Consider the following 16,429-nt stretch of genomic DNA (forward strand, 5'->3'; position numbering starts at 1 on the left):
GCACAAGCGTAGTCCAGGCGCGAGGCCCCGGAAATCGGGGGCCGGGAGAGAATTGCATCAGCCGGATGGAAGGTTGGGGGTAGGGATCGCCCTACACGGATGGCGGGGATGGGACAGTGTGGCCGCTGCAAGCAGCGAGAATGGGTTTGGCGGTGCTTGCGGGGTGTCGTTATTGGGCATGTGCCTAGAGAAGCTTGTGTTCCATGGCGTACTTCACCAGTTCGGCCAGGGAAGTGATATTGAGCTTTTGCATCAGGCGCGCCTTGTGGGTGCTGATGGTCTTGCTGCTCAGCGCAAGCTGCTGGGCGATGTCATTGACGTTGGCACCTTGCGCCAGGCGTTCGAACACCGAGAACTCTCGCTCCGACAGCAATGAGTGCAACGGCCGCGCATCGGTGAGGCCGACCTCAAAGACCATGCGGTCGGCCAAATCCGGGTCGATGTAGCGCCCGCCCGCCGCAACCTTGCGAATTGCCGTGAGCAACAGCGCCGGATCGCTGTCCTTGGTCGCATAACCGGCAGCGCCGACCTTCAACGCGCGCGCGGCCATTTGCGCTTCGTCATGCATGGACAACACCAGGATCGCCGGCGGATTGCTCAGCGCGCGAATCCGCGCAATCGCTTCCAGGCCGTTGACGCCGGGCATCGAGATATCCAGCAACACCACCTCGCACGGCACATGGCGCAAGGTCTCCAGCAACTGTTCGCCATTGCTCGCCTCCCCCACTACCAGCAGGTCTTTGGCCAGGCCGATCAATTGCTTGATGCCTTCTCGAACGATGGTGTGGTCTTCGGCTACCAGTACGCGAATCACAGGGACTTCCTCTTAGCGTTATGCATCCAACGGCACCGTGACGCTCAGGGTGGTGCCCTCCCCCAACTCGCTGGAAAGGCTCAACTGCCCGCCCATGATCAGCACCCGCTCGCGCATGCCCACCAGGCCAAACAACACCGGGCGGCCCTGGGCCTGGACGAACCCAACGCCATCGTCGCTGATGGTCAGCCGCAGGTGAGCGCCTTCCACCGCCAGGGTCAGCTCGACAGTATGCGCCTGGGCATGGCGCATCACATTGGTCAGCGCCTCTTGCAGGATGCGGAACAGGCCGATGGCCTTGGCATCGCTCAAGGCCGGCAGGTTATCCGGGACCTGCACCAGGCAGGGAATTTGTGTGCGGGCTTCGAAACGCCGCGCCTGCCACTCAATGGCCGAGGCAATGCCAGCGTCGAGAATCGGCGGGCGCAAGGCCGTCGCCACGTCGCGCACCAGCTGGAACAGTTGGGCGATCAGGCGCTTCATGCTGTTCAAGCGCTCGTGCAGGCCAGGGTCCAGCTGTGCGTAGGCCAGTTCGCACATGGAGGTTTCCAGCTTGAGCACGGTGAGCATCTGGCCCAGTTCGTCGTGGACTTCCCGGGCGATGCGCGCCTTTTCTTCTTCGCGCACGGTCTCCAGGTGGGCGGACAGTTCACGCAATTGCGCCTCGCTTTGCAGCAAGGCGGCGACGTAGCGGCGGCGCTCGGTCACGTCGTTGAGGTAGACCACCAGGTATTCGCCCTCGGCAAAGCGCAAAAAGCTCAACGACACATCGGCGGGCAAGACGCTGCCATCGGCGCGCTGGCAATCGGTGGCGAAGTTCTGCGGGCCGTCTTCGCTGGCGCGGGCGCGCTTCCACAGGTTGAGCCAGCGGTCCATGTCCAGCGTCGGATCAAGGTCCGCCAGCGGCCGTTCGATCAGCGCGCCGGGGCCGTAGCCGAGCATGCTTTCGGCCGAGCGGTTGGCGTAGCGCACGTGGCTGTCCCAGTTGACCCAGAGGATGCCGACGGTGCTTTGGTCGATGGAAAACTGCGTCAACCGCAACGCTTCGGCCCCCGCCGCCCGCGCGGCACTTTCTTCCCGTGCGCCGAGCAAACTGTGCTCCAGGCCGTGCAACTGGCGACGCTGCCAGAGCACCACGGCCAGGCTGGCCAACAGCAACAGGGCGAGCAGCAGGCTGAGGTTTTGCCACAGTCCCGGCGACTCCGACAAACGCGGGTACTTGGGTTGCAGCCAGCGGTTGTGCAGTTGGTCCAGGTCACGGGCGGGGATCGCACGCAACGCGCTTTGCATGATGCCGGCCAGCTCCGGCCATTCCCGGCGTGTGGCTACGCGCAGCAATTGCGGCAGGCCGATGTCACCCACCACGGCCAGCCCGGCGAATTCGGCTTCACCCGACAACCGGCTCAGTTGCGCCTCATCCACCACGGCGTAGCGCGCCTGCTGGCTGACCAGCAACTGCAACGCCTGGCGTTCCATGGGCACGCCTTGCAGGTTCAGCTTGGGATACGTGCTGCGCAGGTAATCGGCGACGGCACTGGGCATGCGCACGGCGATACGCGAGAGTTCGTCGAGCTTTTCCAGCTCGACGGCACCGCCACCGTCACGAATGCCGACGATATGCTGAGGCACGCGCATATACGGGTCGCTGAACAACCACAAACGCAAACCGGCCGGGGTTTGTTGCAGGCCGGGGGCGATATCCACCTCGCCATCGCGCACCGCGTCTTCCAACTGTTCCTGGGTGGGAAAGTTGCGCCAGCTCAGTTCGATGTTCAGCGCCTTGGCCAGCCACTGCATCAATTCGACATTGGCCCCCGACAAGCGCTGCAAGCGCCGATCGTATTGCGCATAGGGTGCCTGCAAGACCACGCCCACCCGTAACTCCGGGTGCGCGGCCAGCCACTCCCGTTGCCCCGCATCCAGTTGCGCTTGCGGTACCGCAGGCGCAGAGGTGGCCCCCGCGATCAAGGGAAGCCACAAACAGCCGATAACCAGCAGACAGCGAAAACCCATGATCCACGTCTCACATCACTGACAAATACAGACCAACCCATTAGGCTGCTGGAATCTCTTCTGGCCGGAAATCAACGATGCCATCTCGAAACCGTTCAGCAGTGCCAGCATTGTGCCTGTCGTTATTATTTACCAGCGGCTTTTCTGTACAGGCCGCCGACACGCCCGCGCCAGCCGCCGAAACAGCCGCCGTGCGCCAGCCCTTGGCCGAACGCGGCCAGGAAGACGCCGCGGCCCTGGAACGACAGGTGCCACGGGAGGAACAGCAACAATTGCAGGGCGGCAGCGACACCTTCCTGGCCCTGTGGAAACCGGCCAACAGCGCCGAACCCGAAGGCGTGGTGATTATCGTACCGGGCGCCGGGGAAAGTGCTGACTGGCCGCAAGCAATCGCCCCGCTGCGGCGCAAACTGCCTGACGCCAACTGGGGCACCCTCAGCCTGTCGCTGCCGGACGTGAACATTGACACCCTGCCGCCCCGCCTGATCGAAGCGCCCAAGGCGGCGGTCGACACCAGCAGCAAAGACGGCAGCACCGCCGCCAAGCCTATCGAACAAGCCGCCAGCGCCGAAGCCGAAGGCACCGACCCCGCCGTGGTCGCGGGGGCGGACGAGCAAGACAAGACCGACGCCAAACGCATCTTCGAGCGGATCGATGCCGCCGTCGCCTTCGCCCAGACCCAAGGCGCACGCAGTGTGGTGCTGCTCGGCCATGGCACCGGCGCGTGGTGGGCCGCGCGCTACCTGGAAGAGAAACAACCGGCACAGGTGCAGAAACTGGTGATGGTTGCGGGCAAGTCGCCAATCGGTCGTCAGCCGGGCTTGCAGCAACTGGCGCCGACACTGAAGGTGCCGACGGCGGATGTGTTTTACCAAGACACGGCCCAGGATCGTAAAGCGGCGCTGGAACGTGTTCAGGCGGCCAAACGGTCGAAGAATGACGGCTATAAGCAGGTGTCGCTGAAGACCTTGCCGGGGAACAGCTCGGCGGAGCAGGAGCAGTTGTATCGGCGGATTCGCGGGTGGTTGAGCCCGCAGGCGACTGCCGACTGATCCGACAGTGATAACCCAATCAAAATGTGGGAGCTGGCTTGCCTGCGATAGCGGTGGACCAGCTTGCTCATCGGGCACTGATACACCGCCATCGCAGGCAAGCCAGCTCCCACAGGAGATTGGGTTGTCAGTCAGGAGTCGTCGCAGTCAGCGAAAGTCCCGACGCTCGCGAATCAGCGTATAGGCGTTGTGCAGTTCGCGGGTGCGCTCGGTCGCCTCATGCACTTGCGCGGTGCTGGCACCGCTGCCGGCGATCTTGTCCGGGTGGTGGCGACTGAGCAGACGGCGGTAGGCGCGCTTGATTACCGCAGGTTCAGTGCTGATCGTCACACCGAGCAGGCGCAACGCGTCCTGATAAGACATGCCCCGACTCACCAGCGGCTTACGCTCCGGCTTGTAGTCAGCGGCCAATGCCTGAAGCTGTTGCGGCGTCCAGCCCAGCCACTTGCCCCACAGTTCGATCAGGTCGCGCTCGGCGTCATCCGCCTTGCCGTCGGCCCACACCATGCGCCAGCACGCACGCAGTACACCTTCCGCCGCATGGGGCTGGCGCTTGAGCACGCGCAAGTAACTGCGCACGCGGTCTGATCCGGACTTGCCCCGGTTGAACGCCGCGATTGCGCGGCGCTGGGCCGGCTCGCCCATGTCCAGCGCGCGCATTTCTTGCCGCGCCTGCTGGATATGCCCGTCGACGATCCGGCCATTGCTTTTCGCCAGGCGGCCGAGCAGCACGAACAACAGCTCGTCATTGCGCAACGCCGGGCGCCCGCCGAGGCGTTCGCGCAGTTGCGCCCAATTGTGCAGTTGCAGCCGGCGATCCAACGCCTGCCCCAGCAGCGCACCCAACAAGGCCCCCGGAATGCTGGCAATGGCAAAGCCAGCCCCGGCGCCGATCAGCGTCCCTGGCCACAGCATCTTACTGCTCCGCTGTCAGCAGGGTTTCGACCTGCGCCAGACGCTCCAGCGTGCCGACATCAATCCAGCGTCCCGCCATGTGTTCCCCCGTTACCAAACCTTTGGCCATCGCCGCCCGCAATAGCGGCGCCAGCTTGAAGGCACCGGCAGTGCAACCCGCGAAAAGCTGCGGGTCGAGCACTGAAATGCCACTGAAGGTCAGGTTATCGGCACCGGGCGCGGCATCATGAAGCAAACCCTGATCCAGGTAGAAATCGCCGCCCGAGGGGTGATGCGCCGGGTTGTCGACCATCACCAGATGGGCCAGGCCCTGGAGCGGTTGCTTGAGCTGGGTGAAGTCGTAGTCGGTCCAGATATCGCCATTGACCACCAGGAACGGTTCATCCCCCAGCAACGGCAAGGCCTGGAAAATCCCGCCACCCGTCTCCAGCGGCTCACCCTCTGGCGAGTACTGGATACGCAAGCCAAACTGCGCGCCGTCGCCCAGGTAGCTTTCGATCTGCTGGCCGAGCCAGGCATGGTTGATCACGATATCGGTGAAGCCAGCCTTGGCCAGCGCCTCCAGGTGATACTCGATCAACCGCTTGCCACCGGCCTGCACCAATGGCTTGGGCGTGTGCAGGGTGAGCGGACGCATCCGCTCACCTTTGCCCGCGGCCAGGATCATGGCCTTCATACGGTGGCCTCGACGGGCTCGCGCAGGCTGGTCAACAGCTCAGCCAGTTCGCGCAGTTCAGGGCGGTCGGCCAGTACGGCTTCTATATAAGCGAAGAAGCGCGGCACGTCGGCCAGGTAACGGGGCTTGCCGTCGCGATGGCAGATGCGCGCGAAGATGCCGATGACCTTGAGGTGGCGCTGCACGCCCATCAGGTCGCTGGCGCGCAGGAAATCGTCGAATTCCGCTTGCACCGGAATGCCGGCTTGCATCGCGCGCTCCCAATAACCGCGCTGCCATTCCCGCACACGGGCCTGGGGCCAACTGAGGAACGCGTCCTTGAACAGGCAGGTGATGTCGTAGGTCACCGGGCCATAGACCGCATCCTGGAAATCCAGCACGCCAGGGTTCGGCGCGCTGATCATCAGGTTGCGCGGCATGTAGTCGCGGTGCACCAGCACTTTCGGCTGGGCCAGGGCGCTGTCGATCAACAGGCCGCTGGCACGTTGCCAGAGCGCTTGCTGCTGGGCATCCAACTCGATTCCCAGGTGACGGCGCACGTACCACTCGGGAAACAATTCCAGCTCGCGGCGCAGCAAGGCGACGTCATAACTAGGCAGTGGCGCGTCCATCGGCAACTGCTGGAAAGCCAGCAACGCGTCGATGGCATCGGCGAACAATTGGTCGGCGTTTTGCGCGTCAATCACGTCCAGATACGTTTTTGTGCCCAGGTCATTGAGCAAAAGAAAGCCGCGCGGCAAATCTTCTGCATAAATTTTTGGCACATTTATTCCCGACTTCGCCAGCAAATGAGCGATATCGACGAAAGGTTTGCAGTTTTCCTGGGGGGGTGGCGCGTCCATCACGACGAATGTGCGGGCGCCGCCTTCCCAGCGGAAATACCGCCTGAAACTCGCGTCGCTGCTGGCCGCGGTCAATGTGGCCGGGGGTACGGCACCCCAGCCTTGAGCGTTGAAAAGGATCGGCAACTGCTCATCCAGCCAGACTTCCAGCTGTTGTAAACGTAGATCTTGGTCGGGCATTACAAGGGTCTCCGACGGCCCTAGCCGTCAAGCGGGTCATGCTTTATTATCACGCATCTTTTTCAGACCATCGAGAGTCGTGCGGCCCACACCGCGGGCAGATGGCACGCAGGAAGCCCGGACTAATAAGATGGCATTGAAATCCCCCGCGTTTCGTAGAAAATTTCCGTTGCTGGTAACCGGCAGTCTGCTGGCCATGCAACCTTTCGCCACCTCATTCGTGGTCGCTGCGGAGCAGTATGACTGTTCCGTCTCCGCTTCGGGTGCCTGGGCTTGCGCGCCAAAAAGCGCCGCCGCCCCATTGCCACCACGTCCGGTGCATGACGGTGCTGCCGCCAGCTCGGCCAACGACACGGCGCAAGCCGCTGCCGGTGGCAACGCCGAGGCCGTGCCGCAGACCGCGCTGGTCACCGAAGCCAAGGGCCGTGGCCTGCGTTCGCGCAGCGCCGACTACAGCCACCTGGACTGGGTACCCCGCGAGAAGCTGACCGCCGCCCAACTGGCCGAAACCGGCCCGTACTGTGGCGGTGCGTACATCGAGCCGACCCGTCCTGGCATGAACGACAAGACGAACAAGAGCGATGCGCCGACCTTCATCGGTGCCAAGGCCTCTCGTTACGAACAGGAATCCCAGGTTGCAACCCTCGCCGGTGACGTTGTCATGCGTCAGGGCAGCATGCAGCTTGAATCCGAAGAAGCCAGCCTGTACCAGGCTGAAAACCGTGGCGAGCTGAACGGCAAAGTGCGCCTGCGCGACAACGGTGCCCTGATCGTCGGCGACCACGCCGAAGTCCAGCTGGACACCGGCGCGGCGCAGATCGACAACGCCGAATACGTGATGCACAAGTCGCGTATCCGCGGCAGCGCGCTGTACGCCAAGCGTGCCGAAAACGCGATCATCCGTCTCAAGGACGGTACGTACACCACCTGCGAGCCAGATAGCAACGCCTGGCAGCTCAAGGGCAACAACATCACGTTGAACCCGGCCACCGGTTTCGGTACGGCCACCAACGCGACGTTGCGGATCAAGAACATTCCGATCCTGTACACGCCTTACATCTATTTCCCGATCGATGACCGTCGTCAATCCGGCTTCCTGCCGCCGAGCTTCAGCACCGGCAGCGAAACCGGCTTTACGCTGGTTACGCCGTACTACTTCAACCTGGCGCCGAACTACGATGCCACGTTGTATCCGCAGTACATGACCAAACGCGGCTTGTTGATGGAAGGCGAATTCCGCTACCTCACCAAGTCCAGCGAAGGTCAGTTCGGTGGGGCGTACCTGAATGACGATAGTGACGAGCGTAAGAAGCAGTCCGAATACCAAAAGACTCGCTATATGCTCAACTGGCAGCATAAGGGTGGGTTGGATTCGCGAGTGTCGACACTGGTCGATTACACCAAGATCAGCGACCCTTATTACTTCCAGGACCTCAAGGCCTATCAGGAAGGTGTTGAGAGCCGCGACTTCCTCAACCAGCAAGGTGCTGTGACCTACCGGGGCGACTCCTATCAGGCGCGCTTGAATGTCCAGGCTTACCAGCTGGCGACAATCTCCCAGATCACGCCGTACAACCGGTTGCCGCAGATCACCTTCAACGGTGCGCTGCCTTACCATCCTGGTGGCCTGAACTTCAGCTACGAGACCGAAGCAGTTCGGTTTGAGCGCAGCTTGGAAAGTGGCAACTTCACCAATGAAAATGGTGATTCCGAGCGTCGCCTGGACACCTACGTTACCGGCCTGACCCGTGCGAACGGCACTCGCCTGAACGTAGCTCCGGCTGTTTCATACCCGATGGAATCGACCTACGGTTTCATTACGCCGAAGCTCAAGTACGTCTACACCAAATACGATCTGGACCTTGATGGTACTGGCAAGGCCTCTTTGGCTACTGGCCAGAAATTCAAGAGCTCTCAGGATCGCGCAGTTCCAGTCGCCAGCGTCGACAGCGGCCTGTACTTCGACCGCAACACCAACTGGTTCGGCAAAGAATATCGCCAGACCCTTGAGCCGCGTGCTTACTACCTATACGTACCGAACAAAGACCAGAGCGACATTCCGGTATTCGACACCAGCGAAAGCTCGTTCAGCTACTCCTCGCTGTTCCGCGACAACCGCTTCAGCGGCTCCGACCGGATCGGTGACGAGAACAAGCTGTCCTTGGGCGTGACCAACCGCTGGATCGAAGAGAACGGCTTCGAGCGTCAGCGCATAGCTGTGGGCCAGGCGATTTACTTCAAGGATCGCGAAGTACAACTTCCAGGCGTACTTGCAGCGGACCGTGCCGACGCACAGTCAGACTTGTCGCCAATCGCACTGGACTACGAGTTCCGCTTCAACCGCGACTGGCGCGCCACTGCCGACTACAACTGGGACACCGAGAGCCACAGCCCTCGTTCCGGCAGCGCGATGTTCCACTACCAGCCGGAAGACAACCCGAACAAGGTCGTCAACGTTGGCTACCGCTATCGCAACGACCAGGTGGTGTACAACCAGCTGACCGGCAAATGGCAGTTCGGTGGCGACTACGGCACGCCAGGCAGCCCTGAGTACGTGAAGGATTACTACAAAATCCAGCAACACGACTTCTCGATGATGTGGCCGATCGTTCCACAGTGGAACCTGATCACCCGCTGGCAGTATGACTATGCCCGCAACCGTACCCTGGAAGCCTTCGGTGGTTTCGAGTACGACAACTGCTGCTGGAAACTGCGCGTCATCAACCGTTACTGGGTTTCCAACGACGAATACAGCCAGATCGCCCCGCTTAACGAAAAGGGTGACCACGGGCTCTTCCTGCAGATCGTCCTCAAAGGACTCGGCGGCCTGACCGGCGCCAAGGTAGAGAGCTTCCTCGACAAAGGCATTGAAGGTTATCGTGAACGTGAAGACCAAGCTTTCTGATTGTCTGCGCCCGCTCGTACTGGGCGCGCTGTTCCTGGGTACCGCATCGGCACACGCTGCGGTTCAACAGCTGGATAAAGTGGTGGCCATCGTCGATAACGACGTGATCATGCAGAGCCAGCTGGACCAACGCGTCAAGGAAGTTCAGCAAACCATCGCCAAGCGTGGCGGTGGTGTGCCACCGACCAGCGTGCTGGACCAACAGGTGCTGGAGCGCCTGATCGTCGAGAACCTGCAACTGCAGATCGGCGAGCGTTCGGGCATCCGTATTTCGGATGAAGAACTGAACCAGGCCGTTGGCACCATCGCTCAACGCAACAACATGAGCATTGACCAGTTCCGCGCCGCCCTGGCCCGCGATGGCCTGTCCTATGAGGACGCCCGTGACCAGATCCGTCGCGAAATGATCATCAGCCGTGTACGTCAGCGCCGTGTGGCCGAGCGGGTGCAGGTCTCCGAGCAGGAAGTGAAGAACTTCCTGGCTTCGGACCTGGGCAAGGCACAGCTTTCCGTAGAGTTGCGCCTGGCCAACATCCTGATCGGTACACCAGACAGCGCCAACTCCGAGCAGCTCAACGCAGCCGCCGCGAAAACCCAGGCTGTTTATGACCGCCTGAAAGCCGGTGCCGACTTTGCCCAGACGGCAATTGCCGTCTCCAACAGCGACAACGCACTGGACGGCGGTGATATGGGCTGGCGCAAAGCGGCTCAATTACCACCTCCGTTCGACGCTGAGCTGAGCGCCATGCAGCCGGGTGAAATCACTCGACCTGCACGCACGCCAGGCGGCTTCATCATCCTGAAGTTGCTGGAAAAACGCGGCGGCGAGACCTCGCTGAAAGACGAAGTACATGTTCGTCATATCCTGGTCAAACCAAGCGAAATCCGCACCGAAGCGCAAACCAAGGAACTGGCCCAGAAGATCTACGACCGCATCCAAAGCGGTGAAGACTTCGCCACCCTGGCCAAGAGCTTCTCGGAAGACCCAGGTTCTGCCCTCAATGGCGGTGACCTGAACTGGATCGACCCGAAAGCCCTGGTGCCGGAGTTCCAACAGGTAATGGCCGATACCCCGCAGGGTGTATTGTCCAAGCCGTTCAAGACCCAATACGGCTGGCACGTGCTGGAAGTCCTTGGCCGTCGCGCCACCGACAACACCAGCCAGGCCCGCGAGCAACAAGCCTTGTCCGTACTGCGTAACCGCAAATACGACGAAGAGCTGCAAACCTGGTTGCGTCAGATCCGTGACGAAGCCTACGTAGAAAACAAGCTGCCAGGCGCCGAGCAAACAGGCACCGACCAGGCAGCCCAGTGAAACCCCAGCGTTTCGCGGTAACACCCGGCGAGCCGGCCGGCATTGGTCCAGACCTGTGCCTGCTGCTCGCTTCGCACCCCCAGCCACACCCCCTGATTGCCATTACCAGCCGCGACCTGCTCCTTGAGCGGGCCGCGCAACTGGGCGTGGCTGTCAGTTTGCTGGAGGTGTCGCCCGGCAACTGGCCCGACCTGCCCGCCCCCGCCGGCAGCCTGTATGTGTGGGACACCCCACTGCAAGCCAAGGTGGTGGCCGGACAGCTGGACACCGCCAATGCCGCGTTCGTCCTGGAAACCCTGACCCGCGCCGGGCAAGGCTGTCTCGATGGCGACTTCGCCGGCATGATCACCGCCCCGGTGCACAAAGGCGTGATCAACGAATCGGGCATCGCCTTTTCCGGGCATACCGAATTCCTCGCCGAACTGACCCACACCGAACAAGTCGTCATGATGCTGGCCACCCGTGGCCTGCGCGTCGCCCTGGTCACCACGCACCTGCCGCTGCGTGAGATTGCCGACGCCATCACCGCCGAGCGTGTGGAACGCGTCACCCGTATCCTGCACGCCGACCTGCAACAAAAATTCGGCATTGCCCAACCGCGCATCCTGGTCTGTGGACTCAACCCGCACGCCGGTGAAGGCGGCCACCTGGGCCATGAAGAAATCGACATCATCGAACCCACCCTGGAGCGTCTGCGCCAAGAAGGCATGGACCTGCGCGGCCCATTGCCTGCGGACACTCTGTTTACCCCCAAATATCTGGAGCACTGCGACGCAGTGCTGGCGATGTACCATGACCAGGGGCTGCCTGTGCTGAAATACAAAGGCTTTGGCGCCGCAGTCAACGTGACACTGGGCCTGCCGATCATCCGCACCTCCGTCGACCATGGCACTGCCCTGGACCTGGCCGGCAGCGGCAAGATCGATACCGGCAGCCTGCACGTGGCCCTGGAAACCGCCTATCAGATGGCCGAGACCCGTATATGACCGAGCATTACCAACACCGGGCGCGCAAGCGCTTCGGGCAAAACTTCCTGCACGACGCGGGCGTTATCGACCGCATCCTGCGCTCCATCCATGCCAAGCCCGAAGACCGCCTGCTGGAAATCGGCCCCGGCCAGGGCGCACTGACCCAAGGCCTGCTGGCCAGCGGCGGGCAACTGGACGTGGTGGAACTGGACAAGGACCTGATCCCGATCCTTAACCAGCAGTTCGCCGACAAGCCGAACTTCAACCTGCACCAGGGCGATGCGCTGAAGTTCGACTTCAACAGCCTCAATGCCGCGCCCAACAGCCTGCGGGTCGTGGGCAACCTGCCATACAACATCTCCACGCCGTTGATCTTCCACCTGCTGAACAACGCCGGGATCATCCGCGACATGCACTTCATGCTGCAAAAAGAAGTGGTGGAACGCCTGGCCGCCGGCCCTGGCGGTGGTGATTGGGGCCGCCTGTCGATCATGGTGCAGTACCACTGCCGCGTCGAACACCTGTTCAACGTAGGTCCGGGCGCATTCAACCCGCCACCGAAGGTCGATTCGGCCATCGTGCGCCTGGTGCCGCACGCCGTGCTGCCGCACCCGGCCAAGGATCACAAGCTGCTGGAGCGCGTGGTACGCGAAGCCTTCAACCAGCGTCGCAAGACCCTGCGCAACACGCTGAAGGCTTTGCTGAGCAACGCTGAAATCGAAGCCGCCGGCGTCGATGGCAGCCTGCGCCCAGAGCAGCTGGACCTGGCCGCGTTCGTACGCCTGGCCGACCAGCTTGCCATCCAGCCAGCGCCCGCCGCGGACTGAAGCCTGCCGAGCCTGGGCCAGACAGCATGTCTGGCCTAGTGCCCAGCTCTTGGCCTAGACTGATCCGCATCTGCTGTCCCCCCGCTTTTGCTTTTAAGGCCTCTTGCATGTCCGATCCTCGCTACCAGATCGACGTCAGCGTCGTCACCCGCTTCCTGGCGGACCAATCGCAACCCGAACATAATCGCTTCGCCTTTGCCTACACCATCACGGTGAAAAACAACGGGCTGGTGCCGGCCAAGCTGCTGTCGCGCCATTGGGTGATCACCGACGGCGACGGCCAGGTCGAAGAAGTGCGCGGTGCGGGCGTGGTTGGCCAGCAGCCGTTGATTGATTGCGGAGCCAGCCACACTTACAGCAGCGGCACGGTGATGACCTCCAAGGTCGGCACCATGCAGGGCTCGTATCAGATGAAAGCCACCGATGGCCAGTTGTTCGACGCGATCATCGCGCCCTTTCGCCTCGCCGTGCCGGGAGCCCTGCACTGATGGCGACGTACGCGGTCGGCGACCTGCAAGGCTGCCTGGAACCTCTCAAGTGCCTGCTTGAACGCGTGTCCTTCGATCCAACCCGCGACCGCCTGTGGCTGGTCGGTGACCTGGTCAACCGCGGCCCCCAATCCCTGGAAACCTTGCGCTACCTATATAGCCTGCGCGATGCCCTGGTGTGCGTGCTGGGCAACCACGACCTGCACCTGCTGGCGGCCAGCAAAAACATCGAGCGCCTGAAAAAGGGCGACACCCTGCGGGAAATCCTCGAAGCACCGGACCGTGCCGACTTGCTCGACTGGCTACGCCGCCAGAAGATCATGCACTACGACGAGGCCCGCAACATGGCCTTGGTCCATGCGGGCATCCCGCCCCAATGGACCTTGAAAAAAGCCCTCAAGTGCGCCGCCGAAGTCGAAGCCGCCATGGCCGATGACAGCCTGTACACCGCCTACCTCGACGGCATGTACGGCAACGATCCCGTGAAGTGGGACAACGACCTGACGGGCGTTGCCCGCCTGCGCGTGATCACCAACTACTTCACCCGCATGCGCTTCTGCACCGCCGAAGGCAAACTGGACCTCAAGAGCAAGGAAGGTGCCGATACCGCACTGCCCGGCTACAAACCCTGGTTCGCCCACAAAGAGCGCAAGACCCGTGACACAAAGATCATCTTTGGCCACTGGGCAGCCCTCGAAGGCAAGTGCAATGAACCCGGCGTGTTCGCCCTCGACACCGGCTGCGTGTGGGGCGGCGCCATGACCCTGATGAACATCGACACCGGCGAGCGCCACAGCTGCCAGTGCGAATCCCCCCTTTCCGTTACCCTGCCGGCCGCCAAGCCCTAGGAGCCCCCATGAGCGAATTCAAACGCATCTCCCCCGAACAAGCCCAGGCCCTGCGCGGGCAAGGCGCAGTGGTCGTCGACATCCGTGATCAGCCTACCTACGTGGCGGCTCACATCACCGGCGCCCAACACCTGGACAACGTCAACATCGCCGACTTCATCCGCGCAGCCGACCTCGATGCGCCGGTGATCGTGGCCTGCTACCACGGCAACTCCAGCCAGAGCGCAGCCGCCTACCTGATCAGCCAGGGCTTCTCCGACGTCTATAGCCTGGACGGTGGCTTTGAGCTGTGGCGTACGACGTTTCCTGCGGAAATTGCCTCGGGCGATTCGCAATAATTTTTTTCAAACCCCGCTACCCCGCGTGACGCTTGGCCTCGCGCCGTTTCTGACGAACGGCGCGGCCAAACTAATTACGCATCGCGCCTTGACCTCCCCGATTCCGAACTATCCTTAAGCGCAGGCCATCCGAATCAGGGGAGAGCCGGTACACCGGCGTGCGGGTCATCGGTAGCGTTTCAGGGTGTTCTGGGGGGAAAACGGCCATTGGCGATCGTCAATGACTGCCAGCATCGACTGATTGATCCGGCGTCGGCTCCACGTATCGAGCGAGGTGACGACGTCATGAGTATTTTTAGCCACTTCCAACAACGCTTCGAGTCCACACAGCAAGAAGAGCTCACGCTGCAGGAGTATCTTGAGCTGTGCAAAAAGGACCGCAGTACCTATGCGTCTGCCGCCGAGCGCCTGCTGCTGGCGATTGGCGAGCCGGAGCTGGTAGACACCTCCAACAACTCGCGCCTGTCGCGGATTTTTTCCAACAAGGTGATCCGCCGCTACCCGGCCTTTGAAGACTTCCATGGCATGGAAGAATGCATCGACCAGATCGTCTCCTACTTCCGCCATGCCGCCCAAGGCCTGGAAGAGAAGAAACAGATCCTCTACCTGCTCGGCCCCGTCGGTGGCGGTAAATCGTCCCTGGCCGAAAAGCTCAAACAACTGATCGAGAAGGTGCCCTTCTACGCGATCAAGGGCTCGCCGGTCTTCGAGTCGCCCCTGGGCCTGTTCAACGCCACCGAAGATGGCGCGATCCTCGAAGAAGATTTCGGCATTCCACGCCGCTACCTCAACACCATCATGTCGCCCTGGGCCACCAAGCGCCTGGCCGAGTTCGGCGGTGACATCAGCCAGTTCCGCGTGGTCAAGCTCTACCCCTCGATCCTCAACCAGATCGGCGTGGCCAAGACCGAACCAGGCGACGAAAACAACCAGGACATCTCGGCGCTGGTGGGCAAGGTCGATATCCGCAAGCTCGAAGAATTCCCGCAGAACGACGCCGACGCCTACAGCTACTCGGGCGCGCTGTGCCGGGCCAACCAGGGCCTGATGGAGTTCGTGGAGATGTTCAAGGCACCGATCAAGGTGCTGCACCCACTGCTGACCGCCACCCAGGAAGGCAACTACAACAGTACCGAAGGCCTGGGCGCGATTCCGTTCACCGGGATCCTGCTGGCCCACTCCAACGAATCGGAGTGGCACACCTTCCGCAACAACAAGAACAACGAAGCCTTCATCGACCGGATCTATATCGTCAAGGTGCCGTACTGCCTGCGGGTCAGCGATGAAATCAAGATCTACGACAAACTGCTGTTCAACAGCTCCCTGGCCAAGGCGCACTGCGCACCCGACACCCTGAAGATGCTCGCCCAGTTCACCGTGCTGTCGCGCCTCAAGGAGCCGGAAAACTCGAACATCTACTCGAAGATGCGCGTGTACGACGGCGAAAACCTCAAGGACACCGACCCCAAGGCCAAGTCGATCCAGGAATACCGCGACACCGCCGGTGTGGATGAGGGCATGAACGGCCTGTCGACACGTTTTGCGTTCAAGATCCTGTCCAAGGTCTTCAACTTCGACCCCCACGAGATCGCCGCCAACCCGGTGCACCTGCTCTATGTGCTGGAACAGCAGATCGAACAGGAGCAATTCCAGGCCGAGACCCGCGAACGCTACCTGCGCTTCCTCAAGGAATACCTGGCGCCGCGCTACATCGAGTTCATCGGCAAGGAAATCCAGACCGCGTACCTGGAGTCCTACAGCGAGTACGGCCAGAACATCTTCGACCGCTACGTGCTGTACGCCGACTTCTGGATCCAGGACCAGGAATACCGCGACCCGGAAACCGGCGAGATTCTCAACCGCGTAGCCCTCAACGAGGAACTGGAGAAAATCGAGAAACCGGCCGGTATCAGCAACCCGAAAGATTTCCGCAACGAAATCGTCAACTTCGTGCTGCGTGCCCGGGCCAACAACAACGGCAAGAACCCGACCTGGCTCAGCTACGAGAAGCTGCGGGTGGTCATCGAGAAGAAAATGTTCTCCAACACCGAGGATCTGCTGCCGGTCATCAGCTTCAACGCCAAGGCCAGCAAGGAGGACCAGCAAAAACACAACGACTTCGTCACACGCATGGTCGAACGCGGCTACACCGACAAACAGGTACGGCTGCTCTCCGAGTGGTACCTGCGGGTTCGCAAATCGCAGTAAGGCAGCGACGCGCGTGCAGTGCCAGGCCTTGGGCCTGGCA

At 61.8% G+C, this 16,429-nt stretch carries 14 protein-coding genes; 9 read left to right on the top strand and 5 right to left on the bottom strand.

The features are described 5' to 3' along the window. Positions 1-184 precede the first annotated feature (184 nt). Positions 185-814 carry a response regulator transcription factor gene (locus tag J1G37_RS20570; protein ID WP_032883847.1) on the bottom strand — a complete coding sequence of 210 codons (630 nt, stop codon included), beginning with the start codon at positions 812-814 and terminating at the stop codon, positions 185-187. Between the two features lie 18 nt (positions 815-832). After that, positions 833-2,827 (bottom strand): transporter substrate-binding domain-containing protein, encoded by a 1,995-nt coding sequence (locus J1G37_RS20575; protein WP_207045043.1) that lies wholly within the window; start codon positions 2,825-2,827, stop codon positions 833-835. 77 nt (positions 2,828-2,904) lie between these two features. Here J1G37_RS20575 and J1G37_RS20580 point away from each other — a divergent pair, with 77 nt between their 5' ends. After that, positions 2,905-3,879 (top strand): alpha/beta hydrolase family protein, encoded by a 975-nt coding sequence (locus J1G37_RS20580; protein WP_207045046.1) that lies wholly within the window; start codon positions 2,905-2,907, stop codon positions 3,877-3,879. A gap of 147 nt (positions 3,880-4,026) precedes the next feature. Here the strand turns inward: J1G37_RS20580 and J1G37_RS20585 are convergent, their stop codons facing one another. From J1G37_RS20585 to J1G37_RS20595, 3 genes are read right to left on the bottom strand one after another with little or no spacing between them, the layout of a single operon-like run. Then, positions 4,027-4,794: a TerB family tellurite resistance protein gene (locus tag J1G37_RS20585; protein ID WP_207045049.1), complete on the bottom strand. Its 768-nt coding sequence runs from the start codon at positions 4,792-4,794 to the stop codon at positions 4,027-4,029. A gap of 1 nt (position 4,795) precedes the next feature. Then, positions 4,796-5,470 carry an N-acetylmuramate alpha-1-phosphate uridylyltransferase MurU gene (gene murU, locus J1G37_RS20590; RefSeq protein ID WP_207045051.1) on the bottom strand — a complete coding sequence of 225 codons (675 nt, stop codon included), beginning with the start codon at positions 5,468-5,470 and terminating at the stop codon, positions 4,796-4,798. After that, the gene (locus J1G37_RS20595) at positions 5,467-6,492 is read right to left on the bottom strand and encodes a phosphotransferase (RefSeq protein WP_207045054.1); all 1,026 of its coding nucleotides are present in this window, start codon (positions 6,490-6,492) and stop codon (positions 5,467-5,469) included. The genes murU and J1G37_RS20595 overlap by 4 nt, the downstream gene beginning before the upstream one ends. Positions 6,493-6,622: 130 nt before the next feature. Here J1G37_RS20595 and J1G37_RS20600 point away from each other — a divergent pair, with 130 nt between their 5' ends. The 8 genes from J1G37_RS20600 to J1G37_RS20635 all read left to right on the top strand — a co-directional run bounded on the left by J1G37_RS20600 (position 6,623) and on the right by J1G37_RS20635 (position 16,389). Beyond that, positions 6,623-9,397, top strand: coding sequence for an LPS-assembly protein LptD (locus J1G37_RS20600; protein WP_207045058.1), 2,775 nt, complete (start codon positions 6,623-6,625; stop codon positions 9,395-9,397). Next, on the top strand, positions 9,378-10,712 hold the full coding sequence (locus J1G37_RS20605) for a peptidylprolyl isomerase (protein ID WP_207045173.1): 1,335 nt from the start codon (positions 9,378-9,380) through the stop codon (positions 10,710-10,712). The genes J1G37_RS20600 and J1G37_RS20605 overlap by 20 nt, the downstream gene beginning before the upstream one ends. Next, on the top strand, positions 10,709-11,698 hold the full coding sequence (gene pdxA, locus J1G37_RS20610) for a 4-hydroxythreonine-4-phosphate dehydrogenase PdxA (protein WP_207045061.1): 990 nt from the start codon (positions 10,709-10,711) through the stop codon (positions 11,696-11,698). The genes J1G37_RS20605 and pdxA overlap by 4 nt, the downstream gene beginning before the upstream one ends. Continuing rightward, positions 11,695-12,507, top strand: a complete 813-nt coding sequence (gene rsmA / locus J1G37_RS20615) for a 16S rRNA (adenine(1518)-N(6)/adenine(1519)-N(6))-dimethyltransferase RsmA (protein ID WP_017739504.1) — start codon at positions 11,695-11,697, stop codon at positions 12,505-12,507. Before pdxA ends, rsmA begins: the two co-directional genes overlap by 4 nt. A 107-nt stretch (positions 12,508-12,614) precedes the next feature. Then, positions 12,615-12,995: a Co2+/Mg2+ efflux protein ApaG gene (gene apaG, locus J1G37_RS20620; RefSeq protein WP_207045063.1), complete on the top strand. Its 381-nt coding sequence runs from the start codon at positions 12,615-12,617 to the stop codon at positions 12,993-12,995. Beyond that, positions 12,995-13,843, top strand: a complete 849-nt coding sequence (locus J1G37_RS20625; RefSeq protein WP_207045065.1) for a symmetrical bis(5'-nucleosyl)-tetraphosphatase — start codon at positions 12,995-12,997, stop codon at positions 13,841-13,843. Before apaG ends, J1G37_RS20625 begins: the two co-directional genes overlap by 1 nt. A gap of 8 nt (positions 13,844-13,851) precedes the next feature. After that, complete coding sequence (glpE, locus tag J1G37_RS20630; RefSeq protein WP_124529355.1) at positions 13,852-14,181, top strand: thiosulfate sulfurtransferase GlpE; 330 nt, start codon at positions 13,852-13,854, stop codon at positions 14,179-14,181. A 285-nt stretch (positions 14,182-14,466) separates the two neighbouring features. Beyond that, complete coding sequence (locus J1G37_RS20635; RefSeq protein ID WP_017739508.1) at positions 14,467-16,389, top strand: PrkA family serine protein kinase; 1,923 nt, start codon at positions 14,467-14,469, stop codon at positions 16,387-16,389. The last annotated feature ends 40 nt before the right edge of the window (positions 16,390-16,429 follow it).

The sequence above is a fragment of the Pseudomonas sp. Marseille-Q1929 genome (genome assembly GCF_017316265.1).
In the GTDB taxonomy this organism is placed as follows: domain Bacteria; phylum Pseudomonadota; class Gammaproteobacteria; order Pseudomonadales; family Pseudomonadaceae; genus Aquipseudomonas.

Excerpts from the sequence above, each read along its gene's own strand:
- J1G37_RS20575 (WP_207045043.1), bottom strand. The coding sequence starts at position 2,827 with ATGGGTTTTCGCTGTCTGCTGGTTATCGGCTGTTTGTGGCTTCCCTTG.
- J1G37_RS20580 (WP_207045046.1), top strand. The coding sequence starts at position 2,905 with ATGCCATCTCGAAACCGTTCAGCAGTGCCAGCATTGTGCCTGTCGTTA.
- J1G37_RS20585 (WP_207045049.1), bottom strand. The coding sequence starts at position 4,794 with ATGCTGTGGCCAGGGACGCTGATCGGCGCCGGGGCTGGCTTTGCCATT.
- murU (WP_207045051.1), bottom strand. The coding sequence starts at position 5,470 with ATGAAGGCCATGATCCTGGCCGCGGGCAAAGGTGAGCGGATGCGTCCG.
- J1G37_RS20595 (WP_207045054.1), bottom strand. The coding sequence starts at position 6,492 with ATGCCCGACCAAGATCTACGTTTACAACAGCTGGAAGTCTGGCTGGAT.
- J1G37_RS20600 (WP_207045058.1), top strand. The coding sequence starts at position 6,623 with ATGGCATTGAAATCCCCCGCGTTTCGTAGAAAATTTCCGTTGCTGGTA.
- rsmA (WP_017739504.1), top strand. The coding sequence starts at position 11,695 with ATGACCGAGCATTACCAACACCGGGCGCGCAAGCGCTTCGGGCAAAAC.
- apaG (WP_207045063.1), top strand. The coding sequence starts at position 12,615 with ATGTCCGATCCTCGCTACCAGATCGACGTCAGCGTCGTCACCCGCTTC.
- J1G37_RS20625 (WP_207045065.1), top strand. The coding sequence starts at position 12,995 with ATGGCGACGTACGCGGTCGGCGACCTGCAAGGCTGCCTGGAACCTCTC.
- glpE (WP_124529355.1), top strand. The coding sequence starts at position 13,852 with ATGAGCGAATTCAAACGCATCTCCCCCGAACAAGCCCAGGCCCTGCGC.
- J1G37_RS20635 (WP_017739508.1), top strand. The coding sequence starts at position 14,467 with ATGAGTATTTTTAGCCACTTCCAACAACGCTTCGAGTCCACACAGCAA.